The sequence below is a fragment of the Kushneria phyllosphaerae genome, assembly GCF_900312995.1.
Taxonomy (GTDB): domain Bacteria; phylum Pseudomonadota; class Gammaproteobacteria; order Pseudomonadales; family Halomonadaceae; genus Kushneria; species Kushneria phyllosphaerae.
The window spans coordinates 435,693-448,666 of record NZ_ONZI01000002.1 but is presented as its reverse complement, the minus strand read 5'-3'; the positions used below and the strand labels follow the sequence as shown (position 1 = coordinate 448,666).

Here is a 12,974-nt window from a genome sequence, read left to right as displayed (position 1 = left end):
TAGATGGTAAGGGCATTCATGATCCGCTGCGTGTAACCTGTGGTCTTTAACAATGATCGAGCGACCCCGCTGTCCTGAACGCAGGGCAGTGTGGACAGGCACACGTCGCCGACACAAAAGGGGATGAGGGCATTGATCGGACAGCTGCTGCGCTGGTGCGTCAAAATCGTATTGGGCGCGATTGTGTTTTCAATACTGCTGGTCACCCTATTTCGCTTCGTGCCATTGCCCGGTTCAATGGTCATGCTGGAGCGCAAGGCAGTAGCCATGATCGATCGCGAGCCCATTACGATTCACTATCACTGGACGCCCTGGCGTTCCCTGTCCGATCAGGCCAAGCTTGCCGTGATGGCCGCCGAGGATCAGAAGTTCCCATACCACTATGGGTTTGATCTGGACCAGGTGTATGCCGCCATCCAGGCCTGGAAGCAGGGCAAGACCCTGCGTGGTGCCAGTACCATCAGTCAGCAGACTGCCAAGAATGTCTTTTTGTGGTCGCAGCGCAGCTGGCTGCGAAAGGGCCTTGAGGTCTGGTTTACGCTATTGATCGAGCTGATATGGCCCAAGGAACGCATCCTTGAGGTTTATCTCAACGTGGTGGAGTGGGATAGAGGCGTCTTCGGACTTGAAGCCGCTGCACAGCACTATTACGGCATCGGTGCCAGCCAGGTGACGGCAGAGCAGGCGGCAAGGCTTGCCGCCGTACTGCCCAATCCACGAGGCTGGAGCCCGATCTCGCCCAGTGCCCGTGTGGCACAGCGTATTGCGTGGGTTCGACAGCAAATGCGACAGCTGGGCGGCACACGTTTTTTACAGCGTCTATAGTGGGATAGGGTCTGCATGGAAAGACAGGGCAATAAAGCCTTTAAAATTAATTACATGCAGTAACAAATTCAGTTGAACTTAGTTTGTCGTGCGGCGTCATAGTGACAGTACGCATTGAAAAGCAAAGGTAGTCAGGAGGATGTTCATGAAACGTTTTGCCGCAGTTGTTTCCGCATCGCTGGTCGCGACCGGCCTCGCTGCCACGCCGGCGCTTGCCGCTCAGGAGCAGCCGGCTCAGGGCGCTCAGAGCCAGCAGCAGTCACAGAATTTCAGCGATGACCAGCTGCAGAACTTTGCCTCTGCTTCTCAGGAAATTGCAGGCATCTCTCAGGATTATACCAAGCAGCTTCAGGGTGCCGGGGATGCTGATGCTCAACAGAGCATCCGTGAAGAAGCCAACCAGAAAATGGTTCAGGCTGTGCAGGACAATGATTTGCAGGTTGAGCAGTTCAACCAGATTGGTCAGGCCGTTCAGAACGATCCTCAAATGATGCAAAAGGTTCAGCAAATGGCGCAGAAAAAGCAGTAAGCCATTTCAGCGATCTCAAAAGGCTGCCTCGAAGAGGCAGCCTTTTTTGTGTCAGAAAGAAAACATCACCCTGACAATTCGAGCAAACCGAGATTTTCTACTAAAGTCTTCTCCTGGTTAAATTAAGGTCAGCGAAAGGCTGATGACATTCAGGGATGAAGACGGACGTATATGACGGATCAAAAAGGGGCCGGCGGGATAGGCTACATACTTTCCATCTGCCTTGTGGCCGCACTGGGCGGTATTTTGTTTGGCTACGACACGGCGGTGATTTCAGGGGCCATTGACTCGATCACTACCTATTTTGATCTCTCTGCCACCATGAAGGGATGGGCGGTATCGAGTGTCGTGATTGGCAGCATTGCAGGTGCATTGGGGGCCGGTTACCTGGCCAATATTCTGGGGCGTCGCATGACCATGATGACGGCTGCCGCCCTGTTTCTGGTGTCGGCACTGGGCTCGGCTCTGGCACCTGCCTTCTGGTTTTACATTATCCTGCGTCTGGTCGGCGGCGTCGCCGTCGGGATTGCAAGCGTGGTGTCTCCCATGTACATGGGAGAGTTGGCCCCTCAGCATTGGCGGGGCAGAACGCTGAGCATGTTTCAGCAGTCCCTTGTGGTGGGTCAGACCATTGTTTTTTTCGTGAACTATTTCATCGCCCGTGATGTGGCCCAGAGCTGGCTGGATAATTATGGGTGGCGCTGGATGCTGGGCTCCGAGGCCATCCCTGCCGTACTTTTCGCGGGTTTACTGCTTTTGGTGCCCGAGTCGCCGCGCTGGTGCATTATGCATGGTCAGCAGGATCGGGCACGACGAATTCTGGCACGCTTTACACCGCAAAAGGATATCGAGCCAATGGTCGAGGAAGTGCGCAACTCTCTCGATGAAGGCAAGTCTTCCGGACGGCGTGCCATGAATCGTCAGCTTCGCCAGGAAAAGCGCGGCTCACGCAGTGCGCTCAGAAAGCCGGTCATGATGGGGATCGCGCTGGTGGGTATCTTCCTGTCGGCAGCGCAGCAGTTTTCCGGAATCAATGTCGTGATGTACTACGCGCCGACCGTGCTTTCGGGCGTGACGGACAGTACCGGCAGTGCGCTTTTACAGACCGGTTATATCGGGCTGATTTTCATTGTCGGTAATCTGGCAGGCATGTTTTTGATCGACCGCGTTGGGCGCGTTCGTCTTCTGACCATTGGCTCGCTGGCCTGCATTGTCAGCATGGCCATTCTGGGTACCGTGTTCTGGTTTGATGTACAGGGCTATACCGCCATGATTGCCATCATGGTGTATGTGACCGGCTATGCCATCTCCTGGGGATGCTGCAGCTGGGCGCTGCTCTCGGAGATTTTCCCCAACGCCATTCGTGAATCCGGCATGGCACTTGCCATGGGTGCACAGTGGACAGCAGGCTTTATCGTGGCGCAAACCTTTCCGATGATGCGCGGCAGTGAATGGCTTAATGACGTTTTCAACGGTGCCTTTCCGTTCTGGCTCTTTGGTGCCATGACGCTTGTCAGTCTGTTTATTGTCTGGCGCTTCGTGCCGGAAACGAAAGGCGTACCACTGGAATCAATGGAGACGCTCATGAGCGAGAAATTCCGACAGGGGCGCATCAACAACTTTTCGCAGTACCGCCAAGGTGACGCGCAGACGGCTTGAGCCTGATGCCATTATCCAAAAAAGGCCCCATTTCGATGGGGCCTTTTTCATGGTTCAAGCCGCCAAAAGGAGGCTAGATGACCCACATCAACATCAACGGCAAATAAATAAACGAGGCCAGTGTCGAACACATGACAAGACTTGCCACAAATTCCGGCGAGCGCCCGGCCTTTTGGGCAAAGAGGTAGTTATAAACCGCCATGGGCATACACATCATCACCATGAGAATGCCCCGCGCTTCCTCATCCAGGCCCAGCAACAGGCCGATCCCCTGAGCGATCGCACCGGCGACCACCACGCGACTCAGCGCGAAGGCAAGTCCTACTGACAGGTTACGAGCGCGGATACTGGCCAGCGCCACGCCAAGCGTAATCAGCATGATGGGGATGGTCATGCCGGCAAGCAGTTCGATACTGTTGGAAAGCCAGGCGGGCAGCGTAATCTGATAAGCCATCAGCAATATGGCAATGATGCTGGCGTAAATGGTCGGATTGGTCAGCAGGTTTTTGACCGGCCGGGAGCTGCTGGTGATACTGCCCACGACAAACTGTGCGATCGAGACGATTACGAAGACGGCAATGGCCAGTGAAAAGCCGCGTCCTTCGCCAAAGGCATACATGGCCAGCGGCAACCCCATATTGCCTGTATTGGGAAACAGCACCGACGGCACAATGGTGCGCCAGTCCATTTTGGTTACCCATGAGAGCAGCAGGCCGACAGCCAGCAGTACCAGAAGACACAGGAATGTGGCAGTTGCCATGCTTGAGAAGGCTGAAATATCGACATGGGTGCTCGACAGGGCATTGACGATAAGACAGGGGGTGCCAACGTTGAAGACCAGCTTGGTAACAAACCCCGTGGGATAGGGCTGTCGAAAGCGCACCCAGAAGTAGCCGATGCCAGCACCCACCATGATGGGCACCATGACAGCCATAATTTGTGAAAACATGAAAAACCCTGTGGAGTCGACCGTAGTAACGGCAACGAAGCGTGATCGTTATTTTCACGGGGTTATAAGGACAGTTGCAAGCTGTCCGGGAAAAATATTCTACTTTCGTAGTGTTTCTATTTGGGCAGCGTAATGGTGTGCCCACGTTTGTCGGCCAGCCGACTGTCCTGTCCCAGTCGCCGAGCGCCATGTCGGGCATGGCTGATCAACCCGGTAATCAGAACGCGCTCTGGCATATGGCGCCAAAAGCGCGAGGGCATACTGCGCACCATGGTTTTTTCATTGAGACGGGCCGGGTTAAACGTACTGGCGTAGTAGGCCAGCCAGAGATCCTCGGCATCGTCCTCCATGGTCGATAGCGCCTGATAGTCCTGAACGGTAAAGGTCCCGGATTCGGGACGTTCGATATGCCACTGTCGGCCATCGCAGAGAATGGCTCCCTCAGGCGTCATGATCAGCCAGCGGTGCTGCCCCATCCGGTCGATAAAGTGTCGTGCGGCCGCCTCAAGCACATCATGGCGGGGCTCGAACCAGGCAATGAATTCCGGGGCGTGCTGTTCTTCAGGGGTAACAGGTTGCTGATGAAAACGCAGAAAGGCATGCATATGATGCACTTCATGATTGACTGCCTTGATACGCTGTTCGACAACGCCACCGTCGCTATCCCCTGCCAGCAATGCTTCACCTTCACCCTGGGCCAGTCGCCAGACGACACGATAAAGCAGTGCCCAGCGGCACTCCTGTTGATGAGTAGGCCAATAATGCGAAGCACACTCGAGCCGACGAAGGTGCTGCCTTGAAAGCTTCAGCGCCAGCGGTGTCTCGCTCGGTGGCGGCAGATCCGTATCGCCGCTGGCGAAAAGATCGCCTGCCGAGTCATCGTCCTGCCACAGTACGTCCCCGGGTGACACCCGTGCTGCCAGCAGCCGGCGGGCGTTATCGCGCCAGGCAACGAAGTCGGCCTGTGCCATATGCAGGGTATACATCGTCATGGTAGTGGCTCCCAAAGCCCTAGAGCAGGGCCATCTGCGCCGGCGTTGAGGTCTGCATCTGAGCCAGCAGTGCCTGTCGTTCGAGACCGGCCTGACGCGGACGATAGTCTTGAGTGGTAATAAAGGGGGCCAGCTTCTTCATGGAACAGCCCAGCCGGGTCAGATCGGTATAGCGAATACGCCGTTCACGACGCAGTGTCTCGATCCGCTTGGCACTGGTAATCCCGATGCCTGGCACCCGGGCAATCATGTACATGTCTGCCTGGTCCAGATCGATGGGAAAGAGCTCCCGATGGTTGAGTGCCCAGGCAAGCTTGGGATCAATGTCCAGGGACAGATTACCCGGCCCTGTCAGGAGTTCATCGGCGCGAAAACCATACCCCCGGATCAAAAAATCGGCCTGATACAGGCGATGCTCACGCAATAACGGTGGGGCGATCAACGGGACCGACGATGGGCTTTCGGGAATAGGCGAAAAAGCCGAGTAGTAAACCCGCTTGAGTCGGTAATCACCATACAGGGACTGAACGTTGCCCAGAATGGTGTGATCATCGGTATCGTCAGCTCCCACAATCATCTGGGTGCTCTGACCGCCGGGTGAAAAGCGGGGGGCTCGAGGTTCGGCGGTCGCCTCATCCAGCCCATCGCGAATGGTCGACATGGCAAGACGAATAGTGGTGTCGCTTTTTTCCGGCGCCAGACGATTGAGGCTCTGGCTCGTGGGCAGCTCGACGTTGACGCTGAGACGGTCAGCGTACAGTCCGGCCTGGCGGATCAGGTCCGGCGAAGCATCCGGAATCGTCTTGAGATGGATATAGCCGCGAAACTGGTGCTCTACGCGCAGTGTTCTGGCCACCCTGACCAGAGCCTCCATGGTGTAATCGTTGGAGCGGATAATACCGGAACTTAAGAAAAGCCCACTGATCAGGTTGCGGCGATAGAAATCGAGCGTTAAGCGCACAATTTCATCCACGCTGAAACGCGCTCTGGGCACGTTGCTGGAGCGCCGGTTGATGCAGTACTGGCAGTCATACAGGCAGAAATTGGTCATCAGGATCTTGAGCAGGGCCACGCAGCGGCCATCCGGCGTAAAGCTGTGACAGATGCCGTTGCCGTTGGTCGCCCCTAGTCCCTTCTGGCCCCTTGATGAGCGTTTGGGCGCGCCGCTGCTGGCGCAGGAAGCGTCATACTTGGCGGCGTCCGCGAGAACGATCAGTTTGTCAGTGAGCTGCATGAACACTCCTTTAACTGTATTTGTATACAGTAGTTGGGGCGCGCATAAACAACAACTGAATTACATTCATTGTGGCGGCAGGATATGTGAGCGAGTTCCCTTATCGCCGAGGGGCTGTCGAGTCCGGTATGGCATCGGTCATGACGGCGGTCAGTGCATGGTTTCCCATATCGGCAAAGTCACCGATCAGACGTACGCCAGGCAGCCATGTATCACTCAGGGCACAGTTCAGTACCAGTCTGCATTGGCCCGGTGAGACCATGGGGTCCAATGCCTCGACTCGAGCATCGTGAAAATAAAAGCGTGTGCCGGTGAGCGGATAAAGGGCCTTGAACAGGCTTTCCTTGAGCGAGAAGGTCAGGGTGATCGCGCGGGCACGTTGTTCAGGCAGCAAAGTGCCAATTACCTGCTGCTCGCACGGTGTGAGAATCGAGGCGGCCAGATAATCGGCACGCTCGGGGGTCAACCAGCGCTCGGCATCCACGCCCACCCCCTGGTGGGATGGCGCTGTACTGACCAGCGCCGCCGCAAGGTCGCGCGCATGAGTAATGGAACCTCGGGCCAATTCCGGCCAGTCAACCTGACGGTCGGCAAGGCTTGGCAGGGCGTTGACATGAATATCAAGGCGCGCCAAGGCATGACGGGCGCATACCCTGCCGGCCAGATATTCGGCGCGGCGCTTGGGGACCGCACGCGCAAGGCTTTCTGGCAGCGCCATGCTACAGGCAGCGAAGGCGCTGTCATCAAAGCGTTGTACATCAAAGGTGGCAAGGCTGAGTCGCGCCCCCCGGTCCGGGGAAACAAAGGGCCAGCAGGATTTTGGGGGCGCGATGGCGTTGGACATGGGATGCAAGAATTACAGCGACAGTAAGCCGACGATAATACCACCGAAAATCAGCCACTTGATCACGTAATACAGTGTCTTGTTGCGCTTTTTAAGGCGCTTGCCGGCTTCACGAACCTTGTAGATGTATTTAAAGGCACGATTGAGTCCGCCGGTGTGATCATTTTCGTCATTGGGAGAGGCTGCGGCGGCCATGACGTTGCGACTGAACCAGCGGTTGACCGCCGCCGCCCAGCGATACTTCATGGGCCGCTCGATATCGCAGAACAGAATCAGGCGGTTCTGATCGGTCTCATTTTGGGCGTAGTGGATGAAGGTCTCGTCAAAAAGCACCGCTTCGCCGTCTCGCCAGCTGTAATCGATGCCATCCACATTGATACGGCAGCGGTCATCGTTGGGTGTTCGCAGGCCAAGATGATAGCGGATCGAGCCGGCATAAGGGTCGCGATGCTTCATCAGCTTGCTGCCGGCGGGCAGTTCGGCAAACATCGCCGCCTTGACGCTGGGGATGCCGGCCAGAATCTCGGTTGTGCGCGGGCAGAGCTGCTGCGCGGATTCATGGCTTTCGCCGTACCATTTGAGATAAAAGCGCTTCCAACCACGCCGGAAAAAAGAATTGAAGCCGGCGTCGTCCTTCTTGGCGGACCCCTTGATATGGTTTTCAAGGGTCAGGGCTTCATCGCGAATTTCCTCCCAGTGCGAGGTCAGGGCCGCGATTTCAGGAAAGTCCTCGGCGCGATGGTAGGGGCGATCCGGGACCTTTGAAAACAGATACATGAACGCATTGATGGGCGCCATGAAGCTCGAATGGTCCGACAGCTGACGAAAGGGTTTGTGCCGAACACGGCCACGAAAATGTACATAAAGAATACTGGCCACGATCAGGGCCACGATTGTCCATTTGATCATAGCGATCTCTTTTTCGGGATAATTGCCCACAACGTCGTCGATGATGTTGGCTTCCAGACTACTGGCGGCGCAGTCTCGCATGTCCGTGATGGGGTGTCATTACGAAAGTCTTAGGGCCTGGGACAGGCTAGGAACATCATGGCTTTGATCTCTTCACTTGTCGATATGGTTTGCAGACTAATGACTTGAAAGCTGCCCTGCATGGCCTAATGTCAGTACTGGGCAATTCAATGTCCATGGCCGATGGCCACAAGGCGTTTACAAGGCGCCCTCGGGCGCCACTGACAGGAGGTCGCATGATTCCCGATATTGGTCTGGGTACTTATCGACTCAAGGGACAGGACGTCATCGATTCGGTGACCACAGCGCTTGAGCTGGGATATCGACATATCGATACCGCACAGATGTATGGCAATGAAGCTGAGGTCGGGCGTGCCATCGCTGACAGTGGTGTGGCGCGTGAAGATATTTTTCTGACCACCAAGATCTGGACGGATCGCTTTACCCATGATGACCTGATTAAAAGCCTTGAAGATAGCCTTGAAAGGCTGGGTACCGATTACGTCGATCTGGTGCTGCTGCACTGGCCTTCACCCGATAACGAGGTGCCGGTAGCCGAGTCGATCGGGGCGCTGGTCGAGGCAAAGTCGCGCGGTCTGACCCGTAACATCGGCGTCTCCAACTTCACCATGTCACAGCTTGATGAGGCGCTTGAGGTCGAGGGCGGTGATCAACTCATTACCAATCAGATTGAAGTGCATCCCTTTTTGGCCAACAAGGCCCTGGCCAATCATTGCAGTGAAAAGGGCGTCAGGGTCACGGGCTACATGCCGCTGGCAGTGGGCAAGGTCATGGAGGATGACAGGCTCAAACAGATTGCTGATAACCACAGTGTGACGGCGGCACAGATTGCGCTGGCCTGGGTGGCGGCGCGTGGCATCGTGGTAATTCCTTCATCCACGAAACGGGCGCACCAGCAATCCAATCTGGAGGCCATGAACCTGACGTTGAGCAACGATGAGATCGAACGCATCAATGCGCTCGATCGGGGAGAGCGTATTGCCAATCCCTCGTTTGCCCCGGTCTGGGATGAGTAATCCTTCCAAGCAAGAGGGAATGGTCAGGAGATGAAGTCCTGCGATAATTATTAGTAGAAGGGGCGCCCGATGGGCGCCTCTTCTGCTGATGGAACACACCCTGCCATTACCTCACGAGGTCAGCAGAGACGGATTGAGCGTCAGCATCTGCATGGAAAAGGCCGTTGGCGTTTTCGGCTTGCCCTCGGCGTCAACAAAATATAGCTCGAACCCTGTGCACTGGCGTCGCGTCTTGCTGGAGTTGACGTAACTACCCAGGTGCTTGAGTCCGTCAAAACGAATACCCCGATCTTCGACGGTGACCTGAATCAGCGGGTTATCCAGCAGGTATTCGGTCACCAGTTTGATGGTGCCCTCCGTGGTGACCTGGTTGGTCGTAAAGCATCCCAGTCCTCGACTGAGTTTGTCCTGACGCCACAGAAAATGCTGCGGTATACCAGTGGTCAGTTTGACCTTTTCGCCATTGATCATCATTTCGCTGACGCCAGTCATGCCCACCGTTGTTTGGCCGCCTGCATTGCGAGTGAGGCTGTAACGCTCGTAAAGCCCCTCACCCTTGCCGATCGTAATGGCATCCGAGAAAGGTAAGTTTTCACTATCTTCAAGCGTCAATGGACCGCCCTTGGTGCGCATCAGGATGCCCTTGGCCGAACCAGCACTGTTTTTACTGGCTTCAATGACCAGAGGCGGTAGATAGGCCCATTTGTCGGCCTGCTGAATGATGCTATCCGGCGTAATGCGCATCGCACGGCCTGATGCACTTCTCACCACCACTGCGCCGCCATGTGCAGACACGCCACCCATGCGTGCATCGTGCAACAGGGAGCTGAATACGTTACGCCAGCCCCAGGTCACTTTATTGCCCGCAGCGAAGCAATTCATGATCTGTTGATAGCTGGTACTGCGAATGGCGGGGTAGCCACTCTCATCGTCGGTTTCATCTGCAGGGGCTACCAGAGGCACCTCGGCGGCAGTACCAGTACTCCGACGTTTTTCCCACCAGTTGCCCGTGAAGTTACAGTCATAAATATGCGAGGCCACCACCGCGTCACCACTCAGGAACTCAAAGATGTTGTCCTGAAAGGTAGAGCCATTGATCTGGCGACGAAAAACAAAGGCATTGCCGCAGTTGTTGAACTCGTTACGCAAAAAGCGCGCCGTGGTCGAGTAGCTATTTTTGCTGTCTTCACAATACAGACCATGGCCCACCTGAATGCAGACACAGTCCTCCATCGTAAAGTTGACTACGATGTCTTTTACATAGATAGCGTACTGAATATTGCTGAAATGAATATTTCTGAAAACGCTGTTGTAACCGTAGGCGTCAAAAGCGGTCTTGCCGTCGCTTTCCTTTTGCCCCTGAATCAACAGGTTGTCAACCATCGGACCCTGTTTAATAAACATGGCACCACTGAGGCCGCTGCCTGGACGAAGGCGGGCACGGCTGCCTTTCTGATTTTCACGCAAACGGCCAGGGCCACTCAGGTTTTTGTACTGCAGGTCTACCGTTGTGGCGATCACGTAGTCACCCGGCGGCACGATAACCGTAGTGACGTCATCAGAAGCGGCAGCACTAATGAACGCTTGAGAGCTGTCGACCTTGCCGGTCGGATCAGCACCAAAATCGAGCACGGTTTTCATTGCAGTAGCAGTAACAGTTGTCATGAGTATTCTCCAAAGATAACCATATTGAGAGTTTTCGTTAACCTTTTTGGTTAACTTGTAATCATGGTTAATCATTTGGTTAATACGGTCAACCCATAATTGGTTAAAATGGTTAATTATTCTCAGTCGAAATAAGTAACCCTTTCCAAACAATAATTTACTTACGGTCTTTTTGGAGGCTATCGGCGAAGCATCATCTGCGCCATGACGACGCCAATGATTCGACAGTGCGGTCCCAGCGTCATGTACTGCTGCGCCCAGCCCCGATTCAGCGCCTTGAGCATGGGTGGCTGACCCGGTTCCTCGATATAACGTTTGAAAGTAGCTTCAGCGCTGCCGTGCTCCTCACATTGAACGATCACATCATCACCTGACATGGCTTGTACATCAGGGTCAACAAAGATCAGGGTGCCCGGCGGATAGACTTCCATCATTGACTCGCCGCGTACGCGCAGCACAAAACAGCTCGGGCCACAGTTGGGCGGGCGGGGAAAGGACTCCTGATCCCCGTCATCAATGATGCTTGCCGAAGTATCTGTCCATGCACCGGCCTGTACCCAGCTCAAAAGAGGGGCCATTCCGCTCATGATGGGGGCCTGTTCAACACTGTTGTCACTGCGTGATGGCATGGCGACCACGTTATCGTCATGAGCCGAGGGCTGTTCATGGAGGCTGTCCAGCCAGCCATCTTCCTTGCCAAAGGCCGATTCAATACGGCGCGCGAAATCATCGCCGATATTGCGCGTCGCCTTGCTGCTCAGTACCCGGCTGGCCGCCGGCGGTTCAACGCCAACACACTCTGCAAATGCCTTGTTGCTTCCTGCCTGGTCGCGTAGCGCGCGCGCGTTTCTACGTCGTATTTCACTCACTCTTTGCATGACAGATTCTCATTGAGAGTATTAAGACTTTACCAAAATTATCCTTGATGGATAATTAAAACCGAAGCATACTCCGCTTTGTTAACCAAATGTGTGCATATTGTGCATCCGGTGACTGAATATTGCCATGTGAAAAGAACGTGAGTCACGGCATGTCAATGCGCTTCACGTAGCACCTGTATCCATGGAGAGTCTCATGAATGAATCACAGCGCAGCAAAATTATCGTCGCCCTGATGAAACGCGAAGGGGGCTTTGTTGATCACCCTGATGATCGAGGCGGCGCAACCAATTATGGCATTACCCAGCGTGTGGCGGTTGATCATGGTTATCGCGGCAGCATGCGTGATTTACCTCAGGCATTGGCCGAGAAAATCTATCTGAAAACCTACTGGCATGCGATGAAACTGGATGAGGTCAGTGTGCGTGCGCCCGCACTGGCAATCATGATGCTGGATTATGGCGTGCACAGCGGTACCAAACGGGCAGGTCGACAGCTACAGGAGGTGTTGAATGTATTGAGCAACAATGGACGGCGCTGGAGCGCCATCGATATAGACGGTTGCATTGGAACGCAGACGCTAGTGGCAATGGATGCCATGTTCAAACTTCGCGGTGTAAATACGGGTCATACACTCGCGAGTACCATCAACGCGCTGCGTCTGGCGTGGCTGGTCGATCTTGCACGACGCGATGTTTCTCAGCAGGCATTTGCACAGGGCTGGATCGACCGTGTCGTCAGGCTTGAAAAGGATATGTATGACTTCGAATCTGACACTGGTCGAAATGGAGCATCCGAAGAACGACGAGGAAATCGTCATGGCCTGGTCTGACGTCGGACGACGTCTTGAAAAGGAGGCGCCTGAACTGGCAGCGCTTTTTAAAAATCCGGATAACTGTGACGCATTGGGCGCGATTGTTGCTGCCACCCTAGAGTGCTGGGCAAATGCTTCTGCGCAAGGGGTTACGGACATGCTGGATCAGAACCCGGAGGCCATTGAGCGCCTCAGACAGCTGGATTTAGAGCGCATCAAGCTTCAGTTGGATGTCGCATCACAAAAGCCGTTGATGCCGCGGGCAACCGGAAACGCGATCAAGGGGCTTTTCAACAACGACTGGCGAGCTGGAGTCGGCTGGACACTGTGTGGCATGTTGGCACTTATGTCGGTAGCCATCTGTATTACGGTCATCAGGGACCCTGACCGCATTCAGGATTGTGTGGATATCATGACCTGGTTGATTTTCTCCGCCAGCGGAATACTGGGTGTTAACCTGCACGGCAACAGCGTAGAGCGCCGTGTCATGATGGAGGAGACGCATATGGGGATGCAGGAACGTCATTCGCAGGGTGCGGCGCCGCCTCGCCCGAGGGACCTGCAGGATTGAAAGGCTTT

Annotated in this window: 13 protein-coding genes; 6 read left to right on the top strand and 7 right to left on the bottom strand. The window is 55.0% G+C overall.

Annotated elements, in window-relative coordinates; all coding sequences use genetic code 11:
- Positions 1–123: 123 nt before the first annotated feature.
- From mtgA to KSP9073_RS07935, 3 genes are all read left to right on the top strand, one after another.
- Positions 124–825 (top strand): monofunctional biosynthetic peptidoglycan transglycosylase, encoded by a 702-nt coding sequence (gene mtgA / locus KSP9073_RS07945; protein WP_108842441.1) that lies wholly within the window; start codon positions 124–126, stop codon positions 823–825.
- Positions 826–970: 145 nt separating this feature from the next.
- Positions 971–1,354: a DUF4168 domain-containing protein gene (locus KSP9073_RS07940; RefSeq protein WP_108842440.1), complete on the top strand. Its 384-nt coding sequence runs from the start codon at positions 971–973 to the stop codon at positions 1,352–1,354.
- 171 nt (positions 1,355–1,525) lie between these two features.
- Complete coding sequence (locus KSP9073_RS07935) at positions 1,526–3,013, top strand: sugar porter family MFS transporter (RefSeq protein WP_108842439.1); 1,488 nt, start codon at positions 1,526–1,528, stop codon at positions 3,011–3,013.
- Between the two features lie 73 nt (positions 3,014–3,086).
- Here KSP9073_RS07935 and KSP9073_RS07930 read toward each other — a convergent pair whose 3' ends face one another.
- The 5 genes from KSP9073_RS07930 to lpxO all read right to left on the bottom strand — a co-directional run bounded on the left by KSP9073_RS07930 (position 3,087) and on the right by lpxO (position 7,941).
- Positions 3,087–3,962: an AEC family transporter gene (locus KSP9073_RS07930; RefSeq protein WP_108842438.1), complete on the bottom strand. Its 876-nt coding sequence runs from the start codon at positions 3,960–3,962 to the stop codon at positions 3,087–3,089.
- Positions 3,963–4,078: 116 nt separating this feature from the next.
- Entirely contained in the window at positions 4,079–4,954 is an 876-nt protein-coding gene (locus KSP9073_RS07925; protein WP_108842437.1) for a TIGR03915 family putative DNA repair protein, read from the bottom strand.
- A 19-nt stretch (positions 4,955–4,973) separates the two neighbouring features.
- A complete protein-coding gene (locus tag KSP9073_RS07920) occupies positions 4,974–6,188 on the bottom strand; it encodes a putative DNA modification/repair radical SAM protein (RefSeq protein WP_108842436.1) in 1,215 nt (404 codons plus the stop codon).
- Positions 6,189–6,288: 100 nt separating this feature from the next.
- On the bottom strand, positions 6,289–7,032 hold the full coding sequence (locus KSP9073_RS07915; RefSeq protein ID WP_108842435.1) for a 4'-phosphopantetheinyl transferase family protein: 744 nt from the start codon (positions 7,030–7,032) through the stop codon (positions 6,289–6,291).
- A 12-nt stretch (positions 7,033–7,044) separates the two neighbouring features.
- The gene (gene lpxO / locus KSP9073_RS07910; protein ID WP_207771440.1) at positions 7,045–7,941 is read right to left on the bottom strand and encodes a lipid A hydroxylase LpxO; all 897 of its coding nucleotides are present in this window, start codon (positions 7,939–7,941) and stop codon (positions 7,045–7,047) included.
- Positions 7,942–8,237: 296 nt separating this feature from the next.
- On the opposite strand from lpxO, the gene dkgB reads away from it, so the two are divergent.
- Positions 8,238–9,038: a 2,5-didehydrogluconate reductase DkgB gene (gene dkgB, locus KSP9073_RS07905; protein WP_108842434.1), complete on the top strand. Its 801-nt coding sequence runs from the start codon at positions 8,238–8,240 to the stop codon at positions 9,036–9,038.
- Between the two features lie 111 nt (positions 9,039–9,149).
- Here dkgB and KSP9073_RS07900 read toward each other — a convergent pair whose 3' ends face one another.
- Together KSP9073_RS07900 and KSP9073_RS07895 are read right to left on the bottom strand one after the other, a co-directional pair.
- On the bottom strand, positions 9,150–10,778 hold the full coding sequence (locus KSP9073_RS07900; RefSeq protein WP_133241009.1) for a right-handed parallel beta-helix repeat-containing protein: 1,629 nt from the start codon (positions 10,776–10,778) through the stop codon (positions 9,150–9,152).
- A 104-nt stretch (positions 10,779–10,882) separates the two neighbouring features.
- Positions 10,883–11,581, bottom strand: coding sequence for a LexA family protein (locus KSP9073_RS07895; protein ID WP_108842432.1), 699 nt, complete (start codon positions 11,579–11,581; stop codon positions 10,883–10,885).
- A 196-nt stretch (positions 11,582–11,777) separates the two neighbouring features.
- Here KSP9073_RS07895 and KSP9073_RS07890 point away from each other — a divergent pair, with 196 nt between their 5' ends.
- Together KSP9073_RS07890 and KSP9073_RS07885 are read left to right on the top strand one after the other, a co-directional pair.
- The gene (locus KSP9073_RS07890) at positions 11,778–12,413 is read left to right on the top strand and encodes a glycoside hydrolase family 108 protein (RefSeq protein ID WP_165814206.1); all 636 of its coding nucleotides are present in this window, start codon (positions 11,778–11,780) and stop codon (positions 12,411–12,413) included.
- The gene (locus KSP9073_RS07885) at positions 12,313–12,966 is read left to right on the top strand and encodes a hypothetical protein (protein WP_165814205.1); all 654 of its coding nucleotides are present in this window, start codon (positions 12,313–12,315) and stop codon (positions 12,964–12,966) included. Before KSP9073_RS07890 ends, KSP9073_RS07885 begins: the two co-directional genes overlap by 101 nt.
- Positions 12,967–12,974 lie beyond the last annotated feature (8 nt).